The organism is Brevibacterium sp. Z349TD_9 (genome assembly GCF_056173565.1).
In genome coordinates this window covers 979,852-1,002,210 of the sequence record NZ_CM149680.1, presented here as the reverse complement: position 1 = coordinate 1,002,210, position 22,359 = coordinate 979,852, and the positions used below count along the sequence as shown (strand labels likewise).

Below are 22,359 nucleotides of genomic sequence, written 5' to 3'. Positions count from 1 at the left end.
TCTAGTTCGGCAACGTCGTTCCGGCCAGGCTCAGCGAGGTCGGAGTGCGTCCGTAGTCGGTGACCATCTTGGGGTGCTTGGCCGCGATGAGCGAGAGCAGTGTGTCCATGTCCGGATCGACGTAGGAGCGTTGCTCGCCGCTATAGATCATCCTCGTGCTGTCACTGTTGCGCTGTTCGATGGCGTCGCCGCTGGGATTGAAGCGGAGGACGTCGATGCCGTAGAGCATGCACAGCAGCGTGTTGAAGATGGGCGCAGCTTTGATCCATCGACCGTTGAGGTAGATCCGTGCGAACCAGTGCAGGAACTCCTCACCTCCGACGAGCTCGTGCATCGCGGCGTCGGCGACGTGGTTGGTGACCACGTCGGAGCACAGCACGGCTGGAACTCCGAGCTTGCGGCACCCGGCGACGAACAGAATGCTCTTGTGCAGGCAGAAGCCGGAGGGTTCATCGACAACGTCGGAGGCGCCGAGGTCTGTGTGCAGCGCGACGTTGAAGACGTTGTAGTCGATAGTGTCGCGGACAGCGTCGTGGAGGCGTTCGACGGCCTTGGCGATATTCGCTTCGCTGTAACAGCCAGCGTCCTCGACGAACTGCGCAACGCTCGGGGCGTCGTAGTCGAGCACGGCGGTTGCCTGGGTCAGCTGGAGGTCGCGGGCGATCATGAGCTCACTCCTAACATGGTGGCGATCTTAGTGCGCAGGAGGTCATTCGATCCGGAGTAGATCGCTCCGGGGATCGCGTCGAGGAGGTTGCTCGCCAGCGGTGCCGTGGTCAGGTACCCGTTGCCGCCGTGGACACGGATGGCATTGATCGCCGAGTCGACGTTGGCCTCGCTGATGAAGACCTTGGCCGCGGCGATCGGGACGGTCACGTCCTCGAAGCCGTCCAGTCGTTCCGCGATAGATTCCAGCAGGGCTCCGCCCAGTTCGATGGCGATCTGGGTCTGCACGATCCGGTCCGCCACCAGCTGATTGCTGCCGATGCTGCGCCCGAACTGTTTGCGGTCGTTGACATACTGCACTGAGCGGGTGACCAGCTGCTCCATTTCGCCGATATTGCCGGCGAAAGCCAGCAGGATCTCGCGTTTCATGACCTGGTCGAGGATCAACAGGCCTGCGCCGCTGTGCCCGATCCGGTTGGTGATGGGTACCCTCACGTCCTCCAGCGCGACCTCTCCGATCGGCGAGGTGGTCAGCCCGGCCGTGGGCAACTGCTGGGAGGTGTCGACACCGGGCCATCCGGTCTCGACGAGGAAGGCTGAGAGCCCCTTGTCGGCGCCGTCTTCGACGGTCTTGGCGTAGATCACCAAGGTCGAGGCGATCGGTGCGTTGGTGATGAACCGCTTCGCTCCGTTCAGGACGTAGTGGCCGTTGCTGAGGACGGCAGTGCTCGTCATCTTCATCACGTCTGAGCCGGCGTCGGCCTCGGTGATGGCGTGCCCACCGATGGCGGTGCCGGATTCGGCCGCCGGAAGGTAGCGGTCCCGCAGTTGTCGATCTGCGAATGCGCGCAGGCAGTAGATGGTACTGGCCAGCTGAGTCACTGCTGAGAAGGTCAGTCCCCGGTCCGGGCTGGTGCGCCCGAGTTCACGGACCCGGTTGATGGCGGTACTCATCCCTGTGCTGCCAATGCCCTCGGCAGCGAGGAGGCTGAACAGCCCGCTCGCGGCAGCAGCATTCCACAGTCCCGTTGGAAAGCCATCCTGCCGTGAGGATGGGGTCGTGGGCGTGTACTCGCGCAAATGGTCGAGGAAGCTCGACCATGGGTCGTCGGTCAGAATCGTGCTCATGCTCGTCCTCCTCAGTAGGTGCTGAAACCGCTAGCGCTGAGCACGTGCTTCTCGTCGCCGCGGATCGGCGGGTTGAAGACGCTGACGAGTTCGAGATCCTCGTGGTCCGATGCCCGCAAGTAGTGGGGCTCGTTGCCGTCCAGGACGTAAACCACGCCGGGAGTAACCTCGAAGAAGTTGCCCTGGGTGTCTTCGACGTTGCCCGAGCCGCGGATGCAGTAGCAGGCTTCGAGGTTCTTCCGGTACTCGAGCTTGGACTCGGTGCCGGCGCGGACGACGGTGTGGGCCAGGGCGAAGCCCATGTTGTCGTTCTCGACCAAGAGGCGGTGGCTGGTGCCATTGCCCCACTCGACAGCGGAAACGTCATTCTTGGACCTGGTGAACATGGAGGTACTCCTTTTCTTCTAGAAGGGATTTCGGTGATGGTTGGTCGTGATGGAGGTCAGGAGGCCAAAGCGTCGGTCCGGTTGGCCGCGATGAAGCCGGTGATGCCTTCGGGAGTCTTCAGCTCGTCCGGGTTGATAGGGATCGTGTTGATCGGAATCTTGTAGGTCCGGGCACACCAGCCCAACAGCTGGACGGTGGTGACGCTGGTGAGAATGCCGGTCGTGAGCAGGTCGACATCGTCGGGCAACTGGTCAGCGGTGATATCGGTGGCAAAAGTCTCGACAATGTACTGCTTGACCTCGTGGATGGTGGACATTCGTTACTCGCTTTCTACGTGTGACTTGATGGTGGGCAGATCAGGTTTGCCGTTGCCGTTCAAGGGAAAGGGGCCGTCGAAGGCATGCAGCTGGTTCGGCATCGCGAAGGCAGGTAAGTGAGCGCTCATCGCCATGCGAAGCTGGAACCCGTTGACGAGGCGGCCATGGTCGGGCACAGTGTAGGCCAGATGCAGCTTCTCGTCGGAACCGGAGTTCTCTAACCACGCGCAGGCCATGCCGACCAGGGCCGTCCGGCGCGCGCAATGCTCGATCTCTTGGGACTGATGCAGGGTTTGGTGACATCTGATCTGGCTTGTACACAGGCAAGCCTGGAAGGATAGACACCATGCCCCAGCCCTATCCGAAAGAGTTCCGCGATGACGTCGTCCGCGTGGCCTTGAACCGCGACGAGAAGACCACGATCGGACAGATCGCCAAGGACTTCGGCGTCCACGAAGGCACCATCGCGAAATGGCTCCGCCAGGCCGAGATCGATGCTGGTAACAAGCTCGGCAATACCACCGACGAATCCGCTGAACTGCGGGAGCTGCGGCGGCGGACTCGCCTGTTGGAGCAAGAGAACGAAGTCCTGCGCCGCGCGGCTGCGTATCTGTCGCAGGCGAATCTGCCGTCAAAAGGCTCTACCCGCTCGTGAGAGAGCTCGCCGTCGACGGTATTCCCGTGGCGGTGTCGTGCCGGGTCTTGAAGCTCTCGCGCCAGCCCTACTACCGGTGGTTGGCCACGCCGGTCCCTGAAGCCGATATCGTCGAAGCGTACCGGGCCAACGCCCTGTTCGACGCCCACTGCGACGATCCCGAGTTCGGATACCGATACCTCGCCGATGAAGCAGAGTCGGCCGGCCATCCCATGGCAGTGCGCACCGCGTGGCGGTTGTGTTCGACCAACTCCTGGTTCTCAGCCTTCGGCAAGGGCCGGGGTAAGAATGGAAAGAAGCCCGGTCCACCCGTCCACGACGACCTGTGTGCCGTGGTCGACGAGGACGGTCGGACCCGGCACAAGTTCACAGCCGATGGCGTGAACCGGCTCTGGTTGACCGACATTTCGGAACACCACACCGATGAGGGCAAGCTGTACCTCTGTGCGATCAAGGACGTCTACTCGGGCCGGATCGTCGGCTACTCGATGAGTGCGCGGATGAAGGCCCGGTTGGCTGTTGACGCTCTCGAGATGGCGGTGGCCCGCAGGGGTGGTGATGTGGGCGGATGCACGGTACACAGCGACCGTGGCAGTCAGTTTCGATCAAGGAAATTCACTCAGAGTCTGGCTTGCCACGGCCTTGTTGGGTCGATGGGCCGGGTCGGTGCTGCTGGCGACAACGCGGCCATGGAGTCATTCTTCGCCCTGCTGCAGAAGAACGTTCTCGACCGTCGCCGGTGGGTGAGTCGGGAGCAGTTGAGAATCGCGATCGTGACGTGGATCGAGCAGACGTATCACCGTCGTCGGCGGCAAGCCCGGTTGGGTCGTTTGACACCTGTCGAGTACGAAGCAATTATTGAGTCACCTGCAGTCGCAGCGTGACACCCGAATTGTCACCTCTCCTTGCATCAGTCCCCTTCGAGATTCACGCGCTGCCCGCGGACTTTGACCATGCGGTCGCGGCGGCCCTGGTACATCAGGTGCCCGCTTGACCAGCTGGCCTCATCCTTCATCGGGTACAGGCCCTCCCCGGTCAGCGGCAAGGGAGCGATGGTTCCCTCAGCGATGTAGCCGAGCGCCATCCACGGCGTGCGTACGAGCAGTTCCCCGTCCATGGCTTCCTCAGCCGCGTGAAGGCGGGCCAGGTCTCCGTCGGCGTCGAGGTAGACCTCGCAACCGGAGATGGGTTTGCCGATCGGTAACGTCTCAGCGGCGGCGAACTGCTCGGCCGAGAGTGTCTCGATGAGGCAGTCGTTGACCTCAGTGGCGCCATAGACGTTGTGGAACGTTGCTGTGGGGAACAGGCGCGTCGCGGCGGCACGCAGGGGTTGTGCCACGACGCCGCCGGTGAGGACGACGTCGTGAACCGAGGGGTACTCCGCATCCCTTGCGGCGTTGAGCAGTGCGTCTAGTGTGGAGGGAACGACCTGGACGAACGTCGGTCGGTACTCATCGAGCATCCGGGTCAGGTATGCCGCGTCGTGCAGTCGCGCTGCCTCCGCTGCCACCACCGTGCCGCCGGCGACCAGAACGGCCCAGGTGTCGAGGAGGGAGACGTCGAAGTTCCAGGGGCTCAGACTCAACGAGACCGTCGCGTCCTCGAAGCCGAAGTACTCGCTGCCCCAGTTCAGGAAGTGAGCCAGACCTGTCACGGGGAGGGCGACGAGCTTGGGTGCTCCCGTCGAGCCGGAGGTGGGCAGAGCGAGCACGCCGCCCTCCGAAGCGTTCGTGGAGGTCGAGCGTGTTCTGGCGAACTGTTCGACCTGCTCGGCGATCGTCTCCACGTAGGCGGCGGAGGCCGAGGTGGGCACCAGCGCTGCAACTCCTCCCCTGTTGAGAAGGCTGACGCACTCATCGATGAGGTGACGGTTCTTCGCCGCGCGGTAGATGCCGTACTCACGACCAGTGATGTCGTCCTTGCGCTCGTCTTCGCCTTCGACGATGGTGCCTGGTTCCAGGCTCAGGCCAGTCACCGCAGTATGGACGCTCGTGACTGTCATGCTCATGCTGTCCCCTTCCGTGTTCGTTGCGCGTCGAGCCGATCGGCCCGGATCGGATCCGGTCTGATCACCTCGAATGTTCTTCGATGTACATGCATTAACCTAGACTAGTGCTTGTGCATACATCAAGGTTTAACGGCGAAAACGCCAAAATGTGTCATAGATCACCGTCGCCCCTCCGTCTCTGGACGGCCTCCTGGCACAGCGGCGATGACGTTGCCGCGCTCCTTGTCGAACGAGCACTCGGGACCGAGGCCAGGCGCTATTTCCGCAGTTCAGACCGGTGTTTTCCTCTTTGTTACGAGGACAAGTACTTCTCGGTCTCACACTCCGCACTGACCGCCGCGGTAGTGGTCGCCGACGTGCCGGTCGGAGTCGACATCGAACAGCGACTCTCTTCGCCCGGGTGCGCGGACCTTGCCTGTGCCTGGTCGCCTGGCGAGCGTGCTGAACTCCAAGGCGAGGTTGCCGTCGAGCGTGTCTCCACCGAGATCTGGACGGCGAAGGAGGCCGCTGGCAAAGCCCTCGGGGTGGGATTGCAGGCGATGCCCTCAGCTATTGAGTCATCTCCTGTGCTCACTGCCGCCGCGCACAGGACCATCGTGATGCCCTCGGCGGTCGGGGAGCTCGTCCACCTGGACTCACATGGCATGTGGCACGGTGAGAGCCATCTCCGGATCGCATGGAGGCAGGACAGTTAGGGCGTGTCTGATAAATACTGTAACCAGGCGATCACACCGTTGAACACGACAGCGGCCCGGTAGACGACGGCGAGCTTGTCATATCGAGTGGCCGAGCTGATGAGTCTTTGTCGATAGGCCCCCGCGGGAGCGGCCAACGGCGTGGTCAGGCGACTCGATCAGCAGAGCCCTGTAACTCGACGATTCCCCGTTACATTCATTGTCAAGCAGCAGTCGGGGTCTTCGCCTCGTAGAAGGCCCCGGCCTTGACCATCGCGAACTGAACATTGAGCCGGCGCCGAGCCAGACACATGACTGCCGCAATATGACGCTTACCCTCAACCCGTTTCCGGTCGTAATACGCCTTCGACAACGAGTCATGACACGACGCCACCCACGCCGAGTGGAACAACGTTTCATGCCCCGGGTTTCGTAGAGGCTCCTTTTCCTGGTTTCCTAAGCAGCCACGGGTTCTGCCGCGGACTGGTTGACCCATTCAGAATGGACCTCGATCGGCGGACGGTACCCGACCGCTGAATGCAACCGCTCCTGGTTGTACCAGGCCACCCACGCAGACGTCTCCGCGAGCACCTCGATCAATCCTGACCACACCCGTCTGTCAATCAGCTCAGCCTTGTACACCGAGTTCAGAGCCTCAGCCATCGCATTGTCATACGAATCTCCACGCGATCCCACCGACGCGACAAGCTCGGATTCCGCGAGAGCCTCGCCATAGCGAATCGACCGAAATTGAACCCCACGGTCGCTGTGGTGGACCAGCCCCGACACATCTTCACCAGCCCGGAATTTCGCCGCTAGCGCCATCGTCAAAGCGTCCCTGGCCAGCGACTCCCGCAGATGGTTCGTCACCTGCCAGCCCACGATCTCCCTGGTGAACACATCAAGGATGAACATCGCGTACACCCACCCAGCCTGCGTCGGCACGTACGTGATATCGGCGACCCACAGACAGTTCGGACCAGCAGCCGTGAACTCACGGTCGACGAGATCGTCCGGGCAGTCCTCAGCCCTGGCTGAAGCCGTTTTCGGACGCTTCCGTCTCCGCCGGATCCCGTCGATGCCCAACTGGGCCATCAACCGCTCCACCGTGCACCGGGCCACCGGCCCGAACTGGTCGGCGTAGCCGCGGTTGATCGCCTTCCACATCTTCCGTACTCCGTAGCAGGAATAGTTCGCCTCATAGACATCCTGGATCACCACCATCAGAGCCTGGTCCCGTCGGGCCCTGGCTGATGGTTGACGTTTCTTGTACGCGTAATACGAGCTCACAGCAATCCGTGCAGCAGTCCCGGACAAGGCGCGCACGATTGGCTCGACTCCGAACTCGTGTTTGTTCTCGTCGATAAAACCGACGACTACTTCGATGGGCGGTCGAGCTCCGCCGCGAAGAAAGCCGACGCCCTCTTCAGGATCTCGTTGGCTCGTTTCGCCTCAGCCAGCTCTGCCCGTAGCCGGCGGTTCTCCGCTTCCAGGTCGACTGACTCAGTCGGTGTGGCTTTACCGGAGTCCTTGTGCTTGCGTACCCAAACTCGCAGGGTCTCTTTGCTCAGGCCGAGTTCCTTCGCGACGCGGGTGATGGCTCCGTTCGCAGTGTCCGGATCGGCTTGGGCATGGATGACGAGCTCGACAGCACGAGCCTTGAGTTCGTCGGTGTATTTCACTGGCAAGAGAGAATCTCCTTCTTCCAATCTCCCTGCCTCTATTATCCCCGGGGCATGACACTGCGAACGTCAACACCGAGACCCTTCAGTCCGCAAACAGCCCGCAGAAATCTCACGAAAGCACCACTTCCGGCAGGCATCACCACCAATCCACCAGCCTTTGAGACCCTAGAACTTGCGACACTCAGTCAATTCGAGAACCGCTCAAAGTCAGTTCACCAGTTCACCAACTACCGGTGACCATGACGGATTCCGACCGTTCATGACCTCGCGCGACCGCGTGCGTCCGACATAAGTCGAACCGTGACGCCGTGCGCCATGAGCGGCGCGGTGGACATGCCGACCTTGGCACGATGTCGGCATGTCCACATCACTGACACACCCGGATCCTGTCCTCGACTCCTCATTCCGCGACGTCGACCGGCGACCGCCGATCGACCACCGCCCACCACGACCCCACCCCGACGCCGACGCAACGGTCCGCGAGCCCCGCGCCTCCGCCTCGGCGCCGGTCAGCCTCCCCCACCCCGAACCCGACTCCGAGCGCCACCACCCCCTCGCGCTCTCCTTCGAGGTCATGCCGCCCCGCAGCGCGGCACAGGCGGCCGGCACCCCCGAACTCCTCGCCCTCCTCGATGAGCTTCACCCCGACTACCTCGCGGTGACGAGCTCGGCGAAGAGCAACTGGCTGCACGGCACCGCCGACTTCATCCGCATCATCAGCGAGACCACTCAGCTGCGTCCGCTCGCCCACCTCGCCTGCACCGCCGGCACCGCTGACGAGCTGCGCGGCTGGATCCGCCACCTCCTCAGCGCCGGAGTGCGCGGATTCCTCGCCATCCGCGGCGACTTCCCCACCGGCACCGACCGCGTCCCCGCCGGGCACCTCCCCCACGCCGACGCCCTCGTCCACCTGCTGCGGACCATCGAAGCCGAGCACACAGCCAAACTCGCCGCCGGACGCCTCGGGATCGGGGTCGCAGCCTACCCGTCCGGGCACGCACAGTCCTCCGGCCCCGACGAAGACCTCGATGTCCTCGCCGCCAAGCAGCGCCTCGGCGCGGACTTCGCCATCACCCAGCTCTTCTTCGACCCGGGCCACTTCGCCCGGCTCCGCCGCCGTGCGGACCTCGCCGGGATCACCATGCCGATCATTCCCGGCATCCTCCCGATCACCGACATCCGCCGCCTGCACACGATGAGCAGGCTCGCCGAGCTGCCGGTGCCCGACCACCTCCTCGCCCGCTTCGACGGAGCCGCGAGCCCTCAGGCCCAGCGCCGCATCGGACTCGAGATGACCGCCGAGCACGTCGCGACGATCCTCGACCAGGGCGCCGCCGGCCTGCACTTCTACACCTTCAACGACCGGACGACGACGATCGACCTGCTCGGAGCGCTCGACCGCCTCGGCGTCTCACTCCACCCCACCCCCGTGCCCGCCCTCTGAGGCGCACCACATCCACCCCACCCTGCGAAGGAGACATCATGACGACCCCCTTTCCCACCGCGACGATCACCGGCTACCCCCGCATCGGCCGCCGGCGCGAACTCAAGACCGCGCTCGAACGGTTCTGGGCCGGCCGTATCGACGCCGACGAATTCGCCCAGTCCGTGCGCGCCCACCGCGTCCAGACCTACCACCGGCTGGCCGAACTCGGCCTCACCGAGGACTACGCGATCCCCGCAACCTACAGCCACTACGATCACGTCCTCGACACCGCGCTCACCGTCGGCCTCATCCCGTCGGCGACGCTGGGCACAGACTTCGACCTCGGCGAATACTTCGCCCTCGCCCGCGGCACCGCCGACCGCTCGCCCCTGGAGATGACGAAGTGGTTCGACACGAACTACCACTACCTCGTCCCCGAGCTCGAGGATTCGACGCAGTTCAAGGCCCACCCGCAGCACCTCCTTACGCTCGTCTCCGAGGCGCGCGCCGCCGGGCACCGGGTCCGTCCCGTCCTCGTCGGCCCGGTCACGCTCCTCACCCTCGCGAAGACCGCACCGGGCACGACGACGGCGCCGCTGGACCGCCTCGACGAGCTCACGGCCGTCTACCTCGATGTCATCAGCGTCCTCGCCGCGGCCGGCGTCGAATGGGTGCAGATCGACGAACCCGCCCTCGTCGCCGATGCGCACGAGTCAAGCGATGACGAACTCGCCGAGGCGGCCGCCCGGGTCTACGGCACGCTGACCTCGGCACTCACGCACACGAAACTTCTCGTCACCACCCCGTACGGTTCGCTCCAGGCGGGTCTGCCGGCACTCGCGCACTCCGGGATCGCCGCCCTCGGGGTCGACATCTCCGCGGCCACCCGCCGCCTCGATCCCACCTGGCTCGACCGGATCGCCGCCGAGGTGCCCGCGTCGGTCCGCCTCGTCGCCGGAGTCATCGACGGTCGCAACGTCTGGGCCGACGACCTCACCGCGACCCTCGACGTCCTCACCGGGCTGGGTCGGGATGAGGTGAGCGTCTCGACGTCGACGTCCCTGCTCCACGTCCCCCACACGGTCGCCGACGAGCCGAATCTCCCCGTCGACGTCGCCGGGTGGCTCTCCTTCGCCGAGGAGAAGGTCACCGAGGTCGAAGCACTGGCCGCCGCCCTCCGTGACGGCCCGCAGGCCCGCCCGACGGCGTTCGCCCGGGCCGACCGGGCGCTGCGCACGCGCCGCGAATCCGCCCGGGTCCACAACCCGGCCGTGGCCGCGCGCGTGTCCGCGGTGGCCGGCCACGACGGTCGCCGCGGCGCGGCAGCCGACCGGGCCCTCGCCCAGGAGGCCATCGCCGTGCCGGTGCTGCCGACGACGACGATCGGTTCGTTCCCCCAGACCGCCGAGGTGCGACGGGCCCGAGCCGACCATCGTGCGGGGCGGATCGACGCCGAGGCCTACGAAGCGGCAATGCGGGCGGAGATCGACCGTGCCGTCGACCTCCAGGAGCGCCTCGGACTCGATGTCATCGTCCACGGCGAACCCGAGCGCAACGACATGGTCCAGTACTTCGCCGAGCACCTCGACGGGTTCGCGACGACGGAGAACGGCTGGGTCCAGTCCTATGGGTCCCGCTGCACGCGGCCGCCGATCCTCTTCGGCGACGTCTCCCGCCCGGAGCCGATCACCGTCGCCTGGTCGACGTACGCGGCGTCCCGGACGACGAAGCCGGTCAAGGGCATGCTCACCGGCCCGGTGACGATCCTCGCGTGGTCGTTCGCCCGCGAGGACGTCACCCTCCAGGAGTCCGCGGACCAGATCGGGCTGGCGCTGGCCGATGAGGTCGCCGACCTCGAAGCCGCGGGCATCGGCATCATCCAGGTCGACGAGCCGGCGCTGCGTGAACTCCTGCCCCTGCGCCGGGCCGATCGCGCGTCCTACCTCGACTGGTCGGTCCGCTCGTTCCGCCTCGTCGCAGCTCAGGCGGCGCCGGCCACGCAGATCCACACCCATCTGTGCTATTCGGAGTTCGGGGAGATCATCGAGGCGATCGACGCCCTCGACGCCGACGTCACGAGCATCGAAGCCGCCCGCTCGCGCATGGAAGTGCTCGCCGACATCGCCGCGGCGGACTTCGCCCGCGGCATCGGGCCGGGCATCTACGACATCCACTCCCCCAGGGTGCCGAGCGTCGTCGAGCTCACCGAGCTCATCGAGACCGCGCTCGAGTCCGTCGACGCCAGGCGGCTGTGGATCAACCCCGACTGCGGGCTGAAGACCCGCGGGTACGCCGAGGTGGAGCCGGCTTTGGCGAACCTCGTGGCGGCACGGGATGCGGTGCTGACCGGCGTCCGGGCAGGCCAGGCCCCCGGGTGATCCCGGGCTGAGTCGCGCTCACGCTTCGGCGGTGCGGGTCCCCCACAGGGCATGGGCGGCGAGATCGGCCGCGCGCAGCAGCCGCTCGCGGCTCATGCCCTGGTTCGATTGGGCGGAGAGTCCCAGCCACACGGCCTGCACGGCGTCGGTGAGCGCTGTCGGGGACGCGTCGGCCGGCAGATCGCCGTCCTCGACGGCCCGGGTGAATCGGGCGTGGAGCAGCCGCGCGTTCTCCGTCTGCATGGCGCTGATGATCTCTCCCGCGTCGCTCGCGTCCGCCGAGTCCGTGATGATCGCGCTCGTCACCATGCACCCGGGATGGTCCGCGGGATCCTGCGTGAACTCGATGATCGACTCCCGCAGCAGCGTCTCGACGACCTCGCCGATCGCATCCGAAGCAACGGCTCGCCGGTAGATCTCGGCATAGCGGTTCGCGTAGACCTCGACCGCCTCGGCGAAGAGACCGGCCTTGCTCCCGAAGGCGGCGTAGAGACTCGAACTCGAGATGCCGATCGCCGAGGTGAGCGCCCTCGTCGACGTGCCGGAATACCCGTGACGCCAGAACAGCCGCGCCGCCTCGAGCAGCGCCTGGTCCCGTTCGAAGGCCGGAGGCCGTCCACGCATCATCCTTGAATTCTAGAGCAGTCGGTCCATAATTGATTTATGGAGCAGATGATTCAGAAAGCGATTCCTCTTGCCGACGGCCATCTCACCGTCGACGTCTACGGCGATCCCGAGGGCGATCCGGCCGACTCGCTCGTCGTTCTCCCGGGGGTGATGAGCGATGCGCGGGCGTGGCGCCGGTTCGCCGCGGCGCTCACCACCTGGGCGCGCGTCATCGTCGTCAATCGGCGCGGTCGGGCCCCGTCATCGGAGCTGCCGGAGGGTCATTCACTTCTCACCGAGGTGGCCGACCTGGGCGCTGTCCTCGATGCCTTCGCTGCCCGGCAGCTCTTCGCGTGGAGCTTCGGCGGACTCGTCGGCCTGCACGCGGCCAACGACCGCCGCCTCGACCACGTCATCGCCTACGAACCCGTCATGGCGCCCTTCGGAGAACACGCACTGCCAGCGCTCGAGGCAGCCCATGAGGCCGCGGACTGGGACGCGGCCGTCGAGATCATCAACGTCGACGTCTCGGGATTCGACGCCGACCATGTCGCGGGCCTGCGCGCGAACGAACACGCGTGGCGGATGCTCGAGGAGCTCGCACGCCCTCTCTACCCGGAGCTGCGCGCGATCGCCACCGCCTCGGTGCCGGCCGAGTTCGGGGCCCGAGCGCACCGCATCGATGTCCTCATCGGGGAGGACGACCTCGGCGCCGCCCCCTATGGGACGAGCGTCGCCGACGTCCTCAGCCTCACCCCGCGGGCACGCACCCACACCGTGCCCGGCCAGGGGCACATGGCGCATCTCGAGGATCCCAGCGGTCTCGCGGCCCTCGTCGACACCCTGCGGTGAGCTACGCTCCGCGCGGCAGCTCGGTGGGGATGTAGTAGAGGCCCTTCGAGTCCTCTTCGACGCTGACATGAAGGCGATCGTCGACGCGGACGAAGTCGCTGACCTTGATCGTGCCCTTCTCCCCGCTGAGCTCGCGCACCGCGAACGCGGGGATGAGGCCCTGACGGCCGTCGGAGTCCACGGCGAGCGCGTACTTCGGGCCGGTCGCCCGGACCCGAACGTCGACGGCACGGCGTTCCTCGGCGCCGGCGAGCACACCGGCCTCGGGCTCCGGATTCGTCAGCGCCGAGAGCTCGACGGCCAGGGTGTCGGCCATCTCGTCGACGGTTGCGAGCATGTTCGCCATCGCGCGGGCGAACTCGCCGTGGAGTTCGCTCGGCTTCATCGCCGCGCCCGGCTTGTACATGTCCTCGTGCGTGAGCTCGCCCCACGCATCCTGCAGCCGCGTCTTCACCTGGACCTCCGCGTACACCGGTTCCCCGTGGTCGGAGGGGATGCGCAGGGTGACGTGGCACGCGCGGTAGCCGCTGGCCTTCGGGTGATCGACGTAGTTCTTCTCTTCGATGAGTTCGAACGCTCCCAGCTGCGCGGGGTCGCAGAGGGAGGTGAACATCATCTTCTGGTCCCGCGGGGACTTGCAGAGGACCTTGACCCCGACGATGTCCCTGATCTGGTCTTCGACATCGATCGCCGAGGTGACCGTGACGTCCGGTTCGGCAGCGACCTTCTCTGCGAGCTTGGCGAGGGTGCGCGCCGGATCCTTGATCCGGTGACCGTCGACGTCGAGTCGCGAGATGTCCTTGTCCTTGAGCAGGCCCCGCTGCTGCTCCTTGAGCCAGACCTTGATCCGCGTCGCCGTCGCCTCCCACACGTCGAGCCGCTCAGCGTAGGCGGCATCGACGTGTCGTCGGAGGTCGGAATCGGCGTTCACGCGGGGTCGGCTCAGTGACCGGAGACGGGCGCCGAGGCGGTTGCAGCGTGGTCGCGGGCGGCGGCCAGCATGCCCTCGCGGGTGGCGATCTTCACCCGTTCACGGCCCTCGACGGCTCCGGCGGCCCGTTCGGCGGCATCGAGCCGGTGGTAGCCCTGCCAGTCGACGAACTCGACGCCCTTGGCCTGCAGCAGTTCGACGATCGAGTCCTCGGCGGGAGCGACCGGCTCGGCGAGCACGCCGGCGGCGCGGTCGGCGAGGATGTGGGAGATCGTCTCGAGGGCATCGCCCTTCGTGTGCCCGATCAGGCCGACCGGGCCCCGCTTGATCCACCCGGTGCTGTAGACGCCGGCGACGACATCGGACTCGGCCGCCTCGCTCTGATCCACGGCGTCGACGACGCGCCCCTCATGGTTCGGGATCACCCCGCGGCGCGGATCGAACGGCAGCTGCGGCAGTGCGGAGCCGGCATAGCCGACGGCGCGGTAGACCGCCTGGACCGGCCAGTCGACGAACTCGCCCGTGCCCCGGACGTTCCCCGTCCCATCGAGCTCCTGACGCTCCGTGCGCAGAGCCTCGACCTTCCCATCGCCGAGGATCTCCGCGGGGGCATGGAGGAAGTGCAGATGCAGCCGACGCTTCGCCCCGGTGGGTTCGCGCATCGTGAAATCGGTCAGCGTCTTCGCCACCTGCTTGACCTGATTCGATGACTCGATCGCCGCCATCGACCCCTCATCGAACTCGAAGTCCTCCGGGTAGACGATGACATCGACGTCGGCGACATGGCCCAGCTCACGCAGCTCGAGCGGGGTGAACTTCGCCTGCGCCGGGCCCCTGCGCCCGAAGACATGGACGTCCGTGACCTTCGAGGACTTCAGACCCTCGTACACGTGGTCCGGGATCTCCGTGACATGCATGTCGTCGGCCTGCTTCGCCAGCACGCGAGCGACGTCGAGTGCGACGTTGCCATTGCCGATCACCGCGACCTGCTCGGCCTCGAGCGGCCAGTCCTGGCTCACATCGGGGTGGGCGTCGTACCAGTTGACGAAGTCCGCCGCACCGTAGGAACCGGGGAGGTCGACGCCGGGGAGGTCGAGCGGGGCATCGACGAAGCAACCGGTGGAGAAGATCACGGCGTCGTAGCGATCGGTGAGCTCGTCAAGCGCGATGTCGACTCCGTACTCGACGTTGGAGAACATCCGGATGTCTCCCCTGTCGAGGACCTTGATCAGGGCGTTGATGATGCCCTTGATCCGCGGGTGATCCGGCGCCACCCCGTACCGGACCAGCCCGAACGGCGTCGGCAGACGCTCGAAGAGATCAATGCTGACGTCGAAATCACGCTCAGCCTTCGTCAGCAGATCAGCCGCATAGATTCCGGCAGGACCGGCACCCACAATGGCCACACGGAACGGACGAGTCATTCTCACACCTCTCTAGACATTCGGATACGATTCTATCGCCTATATAGGTTCTCCTAACACTCACGTGACGAACCTCGCACGTGTTCCGCCCTAGACTTTCGTTGTGAACACTCCTGCCGCTCCTGACGACAGCGCCTTCCGGCGCCTCGGACTCATCTACGGCTCGTCGGCGTACCTGCTCTGGGGTCTGCTCCCGCTGCTCTTCGCCGCCGCGGCTCCGACGAGCGCGCTCGAACTCGTCGCCAACCGGGTGATCTGAGCGCTCATCATCTGCGCGATCCTCCTCGTCTTCGCCCGCGGCTTCGCCCGGACGTGGGCGATCATGCGCTCGGGCAGGACGTTCTGGCTGCTCGCGCTGGCCGCGGTGCTCATCGCGATCAACTGGACGACGTTCATCTACGGCATCGACACCGGTCACCTCGTCGAGATCTCCCTGGGCTACTACCTCAATCCGCTCATCTCGATCGGCCTCGGCGTCGTCTTCCTCGGGGAACGGCTGCGGCACCTGCAGTGGGCGGCCGTCGGTTTCGGGCTCGTCGCCGTCATCATCGTCGGCCTCGGGCTCGGCCGCGTGCCCTACCTGGCGTTCTCCGTGGCCCTGTCGTTCGGGTTCTACGGGCTCGTGAAGAACAAGGTGGGAGGCAGGATCGGCGCGCTCGAGGGGATGACGGTCGAGACGGCGATCCTCGCCATTCCCAGCCTCGCCTACCTCGGCTTCCTCGCCGCGGCCGGCACGCAGACGTTCACCGGCTTCGGCGCCCTCCACGTCGTCATCGTCCTCGCGACGGGACCGGCGACGGCGATTCCGCTCATCCTCTTCGGTGCCGCCGCCAGACGGATCCCCCTGTCGTGGATCGGCATGCTCCAGTACATCGCACCGACGCTGCAGTTCATCATCGGCATCACCATCCTCGGCGAGTCGATGTCGGTGACCCGGTGGATCGGCTTCCTCATCATCTGGATCGCCGTCATCCTCCTGTGCACGGACATGATCCGGCAGAGCCGCCGGCCCCCGACGACGGGGTGATCAGCGCGAGCGGGAGACCACGGAGTCGGCGAACTCGAAGAGGGAGTCCTTGACGATGCCCTCCGGCAGCGGGGCCAGCGCCTCCTTGGCCGCCTGCGACCAGCGCACCGCCTCGGCGCGGGCCTCATCCGTCACCGGATGGGCGGCGAGCGCGGCACGGGCGGTCTCGAGCGCCTCATCCGAGCTGAGATCGGCGTCGAGGAGACCGACGATGCGCACCGCCTCGGCGTCGCCCTTCTCCGCTGCGGCACGCACGTAGAGCACGGGCAGGGTGGGGACACGTTCGCGCAGGTCGGTGCCCGGCGTCTTCCCCGACTGGGAACCGGTCGTCGTGAGGTCGATGATGTCATCGGCGAGCTGGAAGGCGATGCCGACCTTCTCCCCGAAGATCCGCACCGGTTCGACCAGCGCCGGATCGGCACCGGAGAACATCACGCCGAACTGCGCCGAGGCGGCGATGAGCGACCCCGTCTTGTCCGCGAGGACGTCGATGTAGTGCGCGATCGGATCCTCGTCCTCGGTGGGACCGGCGAACTCGGCGAGCTGCCCGAGGACAAGGCGCTCGAAGGTCTCCGACTCGATCTTCACGGCCTCCGGTCCGAGACCCGCCGTGACGAGCGAGGCCTTCGAGAAGAGGAGGTCGCCGGTGAGGATCGCCACGGAATTGCCCCACACCTCGTGGGCGGCCGGCGCACCCCGGCGCACGGGAGCGTCGTCCATGACATCGTCGTGGTAGAGGGAGGCGAGGTGGATGAGCTCGACGGCCACGGCGGCCTCGATGACCTCGTCGCACTGCGGCTGCCCGAGGCGGGCGGTGAGGAGGACGAGGTTCGGGCGGGCACGTTTGCCGCCGGCGGCGAGCAGATGCTTCGACGCGGTGTCGGGAAGCTTCCGCGTCTGGTCGGTGACCGCGTAGAGACGCCGCTCGACGATGTCGAGCTGTGCGGCGATGTCGGCCGCGAGCTGGGCATCGGCACCGATGAAAGTCACCGGAGAGGCTAGGTGGCTCATGTCCTCGTCATTCGTCATAGTTATCGCAGGGTACCTTGCAGGGCTCACGCGTTGCTCGTGGCCGGGACGATCCGGGTGAGAGTGGCAATCACCCGGTCGATGAGATCGGCCTCGGTCATCGTGGGGTCGCGGTAGAGGTTCGCCAGCAGTCTGACGACGAACTCCATCACAACGTCAACACCCATACCGTACTTGATTCCGAAGTGCATCAGTGCCGGATGGCCGATGATCGCAGCGAATACCCTGCCCAACGTGAAGTAACCGCCCAGGGAATCCCCGATGAGCGCCGGGTACTCGGTGAGCTTGCTGCGCATGATCCGCTCCGGGTAGCGGGCATAGGTCGAGATCACCTCGGCGGCGGTGCGGGCGGATTCGAGGGCGTAGTCGATGCCCTCCCCGTTGAACGGATTGACCATCCCCCCGGCGTCGCCGATGAGGAGGAGACCCTTATGGAAGTGCGGGGTGCGGTTGAACGCCATCGGCAGGGCCGCGGACTTGATCGGCCCGAGCGCCGTCGTCTCGTCGATCCCCCATTCGCCGCCCATGTCGGCGATCCACCGCCCGATCACCGCCCGCAGGTCGACGGAGCCGAACCGCGGTGAGGTGTCGAGGAGACCGGCGCCGATGTTGATCGTGCCGTCGCCCATCGGGAAGAGCCACCCATAGCCGGGCAGCACCTCGGACTGGCCCTCGGCGTTCGTCGACCGCATCTCGACCCAGCTCTCGATGAAGTCATCGGCGTGCCGGGGCGAGGAATGATAGGCGCGCACCGCCACTCCCATCGGCCGGTCGTCGCGCTTCTCCAGGCCCATCGCCACGGCCAGGCGGGAGGAGACGCCGTCGGCGGCGACGACGATCGGCGCCCGGAAATGGGCGTCGGGTCCGACCCGCCGACCGCGATGATCGGTTCCGGCGGCATGGACCCCGCGGATCCATCCGTCCTCGCCGATGTCCGGGCTCAGGGCCTTGACCTGCTCGAACAGGCGGGCCCCCGAGCGCTGGGCATGCCGGGCGAAGGCCTCGTCCATGCTCATCCGCGGGCGGGTCAGCCCGTAGTTAGGAGTCCCGTCGATATCGGGCCAGGCGATCTCGAGCCGGTGACCTCCGCCGATGAGGCGCAGCCCCCGGTTGCGGTGCCAGCCCTCGTCCTCCGGAGTCTCGAGGCCGAGGAAGCCGACCTCCTTGACCGCCCGCGGGGTGAGCGCGTCACCGCAGATCTTGTCCCGCGGGAACCCCGACTTCTCGAGGATGACGACATCGTGCCCGGCCTGGGCGAGATACGTGCCGAGGGCCGACCCCGCAGGTCCCGCCCCGACGACGATGACGTCGGCGTCGAACTCGTTCACGGCTTGAGCGCGTGGTGGACGGCGACGATGCCGCCGGAGAGGTTGCGGTACTTCACCTGGTCGAATCCGGCTCGTAAGATCTGAATGGCGAACTCGTCCTGGTCGGGCCACGCGCGGATCGACTCGGCGAGGTAGACGTACGCCTCAGGGTTCGACGACACCGCGGTGGCCACGGGCGGCAGCGCCCGCATGAGGTACTCCTTGTAGACGCGGGCGAACGGCGAGAACGTCGGAGTGGAGAATTCGCAGACGATGAGCCGGCCGCCTGGCCGGAGCACGCGCAGCATCTCGGCCAGCGCCCGATCGACGTCATGGACGTTGCGGATGCCGAAGGAGATCGTCACGACGTCGAAGCTCTCGTCCTCGAACGGCAGATCGAGGGCATCGGCATAGACGAAGTCGATCTTCGGGTGCCGGCGGCGGCCCTCGGCGAGCATGCCCTCGGAGATGTCACCGGCGACCACCTCGGCGCCGTGATGGGTGAATGACATCGACGAGGTGCCGGTGCCGGCGGCGAGATCGAGGACCCGCTCCCCCGGCCCTGCGGCCACGGCGTAGGAGACGCTGCGCCGCCACGCACGTGCCTGCCCGAGCGAGAGGACGTCGTTGGTGATGTCGTAACGGGAGGCGACGTCGTCGAACATCGAGGCGACGTCAGCGGGCTGCTTGTCCAGCTGGGCACGGTTCATGGCCTCATTCTCTCAACACGAGGTGCCCGCGGGCGAATCAGTCGCTGTGCACCTGCACACACCCGGCGCCGAGCCGCGCACCCGGGCCCGACCCTGTGCCGCGATCGGCGAGCGGGCTCGGATACAGTGGCCATGCCATGACTACGACGCTCTCCGCCTCCGACATCGCCACCGCGACCCCGCGTCTGCAGGTCCGCTCCCGCTTCGTCGACGACGTCGACCCCGGCCCCGGCTTCCCCTTCGGATCCGACCTGCCCACGACCGTCGAGCAGACGCTGGCACTGCTGCCCACCTCGGCGTTCTCCTGCTGGGTCAGGGACACCTCCGGACTCATCGGCTTCGGTCGAACCCTGCGCATCCGGGCGCGCGGGCGCGACCGGTTCCGGCAGCTCTCGGACGCGTGGAAGACGATCACCGCGGCCGCGGTGATCGAGGACGAGGTCGACCTCCTCGGGTCGGGGCTGATGTGCTTCGCGACGGTGACGTACTCGCAGGACTCCGCCGTCGACTCCCTCATCCACATCCCCGAATTCGTCATCGGGCGCCGAGGCGGTCGCGTGTGGATGACGACGATCGCGACCGAGGACGCGACCCCGACACCCCCGGTCCTGCGCGAACAGCCGCTGCGACCGGTCACCTCGGCGCAGGCCTCCCCCGGCCACCTCGACGAGGACACGTGGGCACGTCTCGTCGCCACCGTCTCGGCCATGCTCACCCCCGTCGACGGGGCCGCCGAAGTCGATGCCGACTCCGATGACCCGACCCTGCGCAAGGTCGTCCTCGCCCGCGACGAGGTCGTCACCACCGACGAGGAGATCGATGTGCGCTCCGTGCTCGGTGCGCTCAACCGCAGCTACCCGAGCTGCTGGACGTTCGACGTCGCCGGACTCATCGGCGCGACCCCGGAGCTGCTCATCGGCGTCGACCACGGCCGCGTGACCTCCCGGGTGCTCGCCGGCACGTACCGGGTCGAGAACGACCCGACGACGGAGATGGCCGCGGCCCGCCAGGTGCTCAGCGCGCACAAGGACAGCACCGAGCACGCCTTCGCGATCGCCTCCCTGCAGCGCAGCCTGGGATCCGTCGCCGACGAGGTCTCCGTCGACGAGCGTCCCCACCTGCTGCCCCTGGCCAACGTCATCCACTCCGCCTCCGATGCCACCGGGCAGCTGCCGGCGGACTCCGGGCTCAACGCCCTCGACGTCGCCGCCGCCGTCCACCCGACCGCCGCCGTCGGCGGATACCCGCAGGCCAGCGCCGTCGCGCGCGTCGACGAACTCGAACCGCTCGACCGCGGCCGCTACTCCGGTCCGGTGGGCTGGATGGACGATCGCGGCAACGGGCAGTTCGGCATCGCGCTGCGCTGCGGACAGCTCGAGGACCGCAACCGGATCCGTCTCTTCGCCGGGGCCGGGATCATGCCCGATTCCGATCCCGCCACCGAGGTGGCCGAGACGGAGGCGAAGTTCGCCCCGATGCGGAGGGCGCTCGGGTTGGAGTAGGGGGTCGGTTCTGATCTCGTGTCGGTTCTGATGTCGTGTCAGGACCGGTCAGTAGCGTTGTCGTATGGACGCGAAGGATGACACAGCTGTTCCGGGGGACGGTGAATCCGACCTCTCCTTCGCCGCGCCGAAGTTCGCCGGTGTCGTCCGTGATTTCACTTCGATGCTCCTCGATCTGGCCTCCTCGGCCAATGCCTGCGAGGCTCAGGACCGCATCCGTCTTCTCGAGCGTCTCACCGCGACGATCGCCGCCGTCCAAGCCAGCGAGGCCGTCGCGCTGCACGCCCATCGGGGAGCCGAGGACACCGTGAATGAGGTGCCGGCCAGCAAACGCGGCACGTATGCCGGGCACGAAGTCGCCTATGCGAATAACACGGCACCGGCCTCCGGACGGAGATTCCTCTCGACCGCCCATGCTCTCGTCGACGATCTCCCGCACACCTTCGCCGCCCTGGCCCGCGGGGACATTCCGCAGAGTCGTGCCCGTACCGTCGCCGAGCGCACCGCCGGACTCACCCACGAGCAGCGGGTCCGCATCGATGACGAGCTCAAGGACCGCCTCACCCACACCGGAAACAGACGCCTGAGCCGTGAGGTGCGGGCACTCGCGTATGAGGCCCGCGTCGACGACGATCCCGCCTACGAATGGGAGAGCTCCAACGTCGCCGTGGCGGACCGGCACGTGTCCTTCGCCGACCTCGAGGACGGCATGGCCCGCGTCAGTGCCGTGCTGCCCATGATCGAAGGCATCGCCGTCGTCGACCACCTCCGCCAGTCCGCCCTGAGTCGAATCGCAGATGGCGAGGCCGAGGGGCGCGATGAGAAGCAGCTCATGGCCGACCTGTTCGTCGAACGGCTGACCGGGCAGGGCGCAGCCGGCGACGTGCCGGTCGAGGTCGCCGTGGTCATGGAGGCCGAAAGCCTCTTCTCCGACGGGCGGGTGCCCGCCTGGCTGCCGGGCTATGGTCCCCTGCCGGCGAAGACGGCGCGGGAGTTCCTCGCGGCGTCCGACGCGCAGACTTTCCTCCGGCGAGTCTTCACATCCCCCACGACCGGGCAGCTGGTCGGCATGGACTCGAAGTCGCGGAAGTTCACCGGTCAGCTGCGGAAGATGGTGATCTTCCGCGACGACGTGTGCCGGTCCCCGGGATGCGACGCTCCGATCAAGCACGTCGACCATGCGCAGTCGGTGGCCGACGGCGGCCCCACGGAGTGGGAGAACGCATCCGGACTGTGTGCGGCCTGCAATTACGCGAAGGAGAAGGCCGGCTGGAAGCACGAGGCCACTCCGGGCACGCTCACCGTCACCACCCCGACCGGGGAGCGCTATCGGGCGGACACTCCGCCTCTCGTGACGAAGTTGCGCGCCCGAGGCCGGAGCACGCCGAGCAATCGAAACGGCCCACCGAGGCGGCCGGGAGGTGAGGCACCCACCTTCGAAGTTGTTCCCATCAGGCCGGACGGCGACGACGCCCAGCCGCCGCGCACTGTCGAGTCGCCAAGCACCGTCGAATCGGTCAGCACCGTCGAATCGGTCTATCGAGAGTTGATATTGCGGGACACGGGGTGAGGTCCCGGCGACGCTTGACGAGCTCTGTGCGACGCCGGACAAGTTCTCGGCGATGCCGGGTCAGCCGTGCATGGTGG

General features: G+C 66.6%; 23 protein-coding genes, 1 pseudogene and 1 other annotated feature. Of the genes and pseudogenes, 9 read left to right on the top strand and 15 right to left on the bottom strand.

The annotated features are described in order from the left end of the window. Position 1: 1 nt before the first annotated feature. Genes AC0VYB_RS04420 through AC0VYB_RS04400 form a run of 5 tightly spaced genes read right to left on the bottom strand, consistent with a single transcriptional unit; the run spans position 2 to position 2,734 of the window. On the bottom strand, positions 2-667 hold the full coding sequence (locus AC0VYB_RS04420) for a transglutaminase-like domain-containing protein (RefSeq protein WP_111353167.1): 666 nt from the start codon (positions 665-667) through the stop codon (positions 2-4). After that, entirely contained in the window at positions 664-1,794 is a 1,131-nt protein-coding gene (locus AC0VYB_RS04415; protein WP_137825437.1) for an acyl-CoA dehydrogenase family protein, read from the bottom strand. Before AC0VYB_RS04415 ends, AC0VYB_RS04420 begins: the two co-directional genes overlap by 4 nt. Positions 1,795-1,805: 11 nt before the next feature. Continuing rightward, positions 1,806-2,180: an ectoine synthase gene (locus AC0VYB_RS04410; protein WP_137825436.1), complete on the bottom strand. Its 375-nt coding sequence runs from the start codon at positions 2,178-2,180 to the stop codon at positions 1,806-1,808. Between the two features lie 56 nt (positions 2,181-2,236). Continuing rightward, positions 2,237-2,497 (bottom strand): acyl carrier protein, encoded by a 261-nt coding sequence (locus AC0VYB_RS04405; protein ID WP_137825435.1) that lies wholly within the window; start codon positions 2,495-2,497, stop codon positions 2,237-2,239. Between the two features lie 3 nt (positions 2,498-2,500). Next, positions 2,501-2,734 (bottom strand): hypothetical protein, encoded by a 234-nt coding sequence (locus AC0VYB_RS04400; protein WP_475385056.1) that lies wholly within the window; start codon positions 2,732-2,734, stop codon positions 2,501-2,503. 110 nt (positions 2,735-2,844) lie between these two features. On the opposite strand from AC0VYB_RS04400, the gene AC0VYB_RS04395 reads away from it, so the two are divergent. After that, positions 2,845-4,037 (top strand): IS3 family transposase gene (locus tag AC0VYB_RS04395; protein WP_435382378.1). Its coding sequence is split into 2 segments (ribosomal slippage): positions 2,845-3,129 and positions 3,132-4,037, totalling 1,191 coding nucleotides; the frame shifts between segments, so codons are not numbered across the junction. A 26-nt stretch (positions 4,038-4,063) separates the two neighbouring features. On the opposite strand, the gene AC0VYB_RS04390 is transcribed toward AC0VYB_RS04395, so the two are convergent. Continuing rightward, entirely contained in the window at positions 4,064-5,161 is a 1,098-nt protein-coding gene (locus AC0VYB_RS04390; RefSeq protein ID WP_475385055.1) for an AMP-binding protein, read from the bottom strand. Between the two features lie 104 nt (positions 5,162-5,265). Here AC0VYB_RS04390 and AC0VYB_RS04385 point away from each other — a divergent pair, with 104 nt between their 5' ends. Continuing rightward, complete coding sequence (locus tag AC0VYB_RS04385; RefSeq protein WP_137825433.1) at positions 5,266-5,856, top strand: 4'-phosphopantetheinyl transferase superfamily protein; 591 nt, start codon at positions 5,266-5,268, stop codon at positions 5,854-5,856. Here the strand turns inward: AC0VYB_RS04385 and AC0VYB_RS04380 are convergent. The 3 genes and pseudogenes from AC0VYB_RS04380 to AC0VYB_RS04370 form a co-directional block, all read right to left on the bottom strand. Then, positions 5,853-5,996 (bottom strand): annotated as a pseudogene (locus AC0VYB_RS04380) (IS5/IS1182 family transposase); the annotation flags it as partial. The gene AC0VYB_RS04385 and the pseudogene AC0VYB_RS04380 overlap by 4 nt on opposite strands. Positions 5,997-6,291: 295 nt before the next feature. Next, complete coding sequence (locus AC0VYB_RS04375; RefSeq protein ID WP_259800805.1) at positions 6,292-7,200, bottom strand: IS3 family transposase; 909 nt, start codon at positions 7,198-7,200, stop codon at positions 6,292-6,294. After that, positions 7,123-7,251, bottom strand: a sequence feature (AL1L pseudoknot). Its footprint overlaps the gene before it by 78 nt. Further along, positions 7,212-7,517, bottom strand: a complete 306-nt coding sequence (locus AC0VYB_RS04370; RefSeq protein WP_181365656.1) for a transposase — start codon at positions 7,515-7,517, stop codon at positions 7,212-7,214. (Overlaps the previous feature by 40 nt.) Before the next feature lie 361 nt (positions 7,518-7,878). On the opposite strand from AC0VYB_RS04370, the gene AC0VYB_RS04365 reads away from it, so the two are divergent. Next, positions 7,879-8,964, top strand: coding sequence for a methylenetetrahydrofolate reductase (locus tag AC0VYB_RS04365; RefSeq protein WP_140955514.1), 1,086 nt, complete (start codon positions 7,879-7,881; stop codon positions 8,962-8,964). 38 nt (positions 8,965-9,002) lie between these two features. Continuing rightward, positions 9,003-11,324 carry a 5-methyltetrahydropteroyltriglutamate--homocysteine S-methyltransferase gene (gene metE / locus AC0VYB_RS04360; protein ID WP_137826835.1) on the top strand — a complete coding sequence of 774 codons (2,322 nt, stop codon included), beginning with the start codon at positions 9,003-9,005 and terminating at the stop codon, positions 11,322-11,324. Between the two features lie 18 nt (positions 11,325-11,342). On the opposite strand, the gene AC0VYB_RS04355 is transcribed toward metE, so the two are convergent. Then, complete coding sequence (locus AC0VYB_RS04355) at positions 11,343-11,951, bottom strand: TetR/AcrR family transcriptional regulator (protein WP_137826836.1); 609 nt, start codon at positions 11,949-11,951, stop codon at positions 11,343-11,345. Between the two features lie 36 nt (positions 11,952-11,987). Here AC0VYB_RS04355 and AC0VYB_RS04350 point away from each other — a divergent pair, with 36 nt between their 5' ends. Then, positions 11,988-12,782, top strand: coding sequence for an alpha/beta fold hydrolase (locus tag AC0VYB_RS04350; protein WP_137826837.1), 795 nt, complete (start codon positions 11,988-11,990; stop codon positions 12,780-12,782). Between the two features lies 1 nt (position 12,783). Here AC0VYB_RS04350 and AC0VYB_RS04345 read toward each other — a convergent pair whose 3' ends face one another. Both AC0VYB_RS04345 and AC0VYB_RS04340 read right to left on the bottom strand, forming a co-directional pair. Then, a complete protein-coding gene (locus AC0VYB_RS04345) occupies positions 12,784-13,713 on the bottom strand; it encodes a GTP pyrophosphokinase (RefSeq protein ID WP_198500767.1) in 930 nt (309 codons plus the stop codon). A gap of 11 nt (positions 13,714-13,724) precedes the next feature. Beyond that, a complete protein-coding gene (locus tag AC0VYB_RS04340; RefSeq protein WP_137826839.1) occupies positions 13,725-15,137 on the bottom strand; it encodes an FAD-dependent oxidoreductase in 1,413 nt (470 codons plus the stop codon). Positions 15,138-15,240: 103 nt separating this feature from the next. Here AC0VYB_RS04340 and AC0VYB_RS04335 point away from each other — a divergent pair, with 103 nt between their 5' ends. Both AC0VYB_RS04335 and rarD read left to right on the top strand, forming a co-directional pair. Next, a complete protein-coding gene (locus AC0VYB_RS04335) occupies positions 15,241-15,396 on the top strand; it encodes a hypothetical protein (protein ID WP_475385054.1) in 156 nt (51 codons plus the stop codon). Positions 15,397-15,402: 6 nt separating this feature from the next. Next, a complete protein-coding gene (rarD, locus tag AC0VYB_RS04330; protein WP_475385257.1) occupies positions 15,403-16,164 on the top strand; it encodes an EamA family transporter RarD in 762 nt (253 codons plus the stop codon). On the opposite strand, the gene AC0VYB_RS04325 is transcribed toward rarD, so the two are convergent. The 3 genes from AC0VYB_RS04325 to AC0VYB_RS04315 are packed head-to-tail and all read right to left on the bottom strand — an operon-like array spanning position 16,165 to position 19,210. Beyond that, positions 16,165-17,175, bottom strand: coding sequence for a polyprenyl synthetase family protein (locus AC0VYB_RS04325; protein ID WP_137826843.1), 1,011 nt, complete (start codon positions 17,173-17,175; stop codon positions 16,165-16,167). It lies immediately after the preceding gene. 44 nt (positions 17,176-17,219) lie between these two features. Continuing rightward, positions 17,220-18,521, bottom strand: a complete 1,302-nt coding sequence (locus tag AC0VYB_RS04320; RefSeq protein WP_137826844.1) for a geranylgeranyl reductase family protein — start codon at positions 18,519-18,521, stop codon at positions 17,220-17,222. After that, the gene (locus AC0VYB_RS04315; RefSeq protein WP_137826845.1) at positions 18,518-19,210 is read right to left on the bottom strand and encodes a demethylmenaquinone methyltransferase; all 693 of its coding nucleotides are present in this window, start codon (positions 19,208-19,210) and stop codon (positions 18,518-18,520) included. Before AC0VYB_RS04315 ends, AC0VYB_RS04320 begins: the two co-directional genes overlap by 4 nt. 137 nt (positions 19,211-19,347) lie before the next feature. Here AC0VYB_RS04315 and AC0VYB_RS04310 point away from each other — a divergent pair, with 137 nt between their 5' ends. Together AC0VYB_RS04310 and AC0VYB_RS04305 are read left to right on the top strand one after the other, a co-directional pair. Further along, a complete protein-coding gene (locus tag AC0VYB_RS04310) occupies positions 19,348-20,712 on the top strand; it encodes an isochorismate synthase (RefSeq protein WP_137826846.1) in 1,365 nt (454 codons plus the stop codon). Between the two features lie 64 nt (positions 20,713-20,776). Further along, positions 20,777-22,282, top strand: a complete 1,506-nt coding sequence (locus AC0VYB_RS04305; protein WP_475385053.1) for an HNH endonuclease — start codon at positions 20,777-20,779, stop codon at positions 22,280-22,282. Positions 22,283-22,359 lie beyond the last annotated feature (77 nt).

What these genes read in the sequence shown, in the direction of transcription:
- AC0VYB_RS04420 (WP_111353167.1), bottom strand. Translation starts at nt 667, where the DNA reads ATGATCGCCCGCGACCTCCAGCTGACCCAGGCAACCGCCGTGCTCGAC.
- AC0VYB_RS04415 (WP_137825437.1), bottom strand. Translation starts at nt 1,794, where the DNA reads ATGAGCACGATTCTGACCGACGACCCATGGTCGAGCTTCCTCGACCAT.
- AC0VYB_RS04410 (WP_137825436.1), bottom strand. Translation starts at nt 2,180, where the DNA reads ATGTTCACCAGGTCCAAGAATGACGTTTCCGCTGTCGAGTGGGGCAAT.
- AC0VYB_RS04405 (WP_137825435.1), bottom strand. Translation starts at nt 2,497, where the DNA reads ATGTCCACCATCCACGAGGTCAAGCAGTACATTGTCGAGACTTTTGCC.
- AC0VYB_RS04400 (WP_475385056.1), bottom strand. Translation starts at nt 2,734, where the DNA reads ATGGCCTGCGCGTGGTTAGAGAACTCCGGTTCCGACGAGAAGCTGCAT.
- AC0VYB_RS04390 (WP_475385055.1), bottom strand. Translation starts at nt 5,161, where the DNA reads ATGAGCATGACAGTCACGAGCGTCCATACTGCGGTGACTGGCCTGAGC.
- AC0VYB_RS04365 (WP_140955514.1), top strand. Translation starts at nt 7,879, where the DNA reads ATGTCCACATCACTGACACACCCGGATCCTGTCCTCGACTCCTCATTC.
- metE (WP_137826835.1), top strand. Translation starts at nt 9,003, where the DNA reads ATGACGACCCCCTTTCCCACCGCGACGATCACCGGCTACCCCCGCATC.
- AC0VYB_RS04355 (WP_137826836.1), bottom strand. Translation starts at nt 11,951, where the DNA reads ATGATGCGTGGACGGCCTCCGGCCTTCGAACGGGACCAGGCGCTGCTC.
- AC0VYB_RS04350 (WP_137826837.1), top strand. Translation starts at nt 11,988, where the DNA reads ATGGAGCAGATGATTCAGAAAGCGATTCCTCTTGCCGACGGCCATCTC.
- AC0VYB_RS04340 (WP_137826839.1), bottom strand. Translation starts at nt 15,137, where the DNA reads ATGACTCGTCCGTTCCGTGTGGCCATTGTGGGTGCCGGTCCTGCCGGA.
- AC0VYB_RS04325 (WP_137826843.1), bottom strand. Translation starts at nt 17,175, where the DNA reads ATGAGCCACCTAGCCTCTCCGGTGACTTTCATCGGTGCCGATGCCCAG.
- AC0VYB_RS04315 (WP_137826845.1), bottom strand. Translation starts at nt 19,210, where the DNA reads ATGAACCGTGCCCAGCTGGACAAGCAGCCCGCTGACGTCGCCTCGATG.
- AC0VYB_RS04310 (WP_137826846.1), top strand. Translation starts at nt 19,348, where the DNA reads ATGACTACGACGCTCTCCGCCTCCGACATCGCCACCGCGACCCCGCGT.
- AC0VYB_RS04305 (WP_475385053.1), top strand. Translation starts at nt 20,777, where the DNA reads ATGGACGCGAAGGATGACACAGCTGTTCCGGGGGACGGTGAATCCGAC.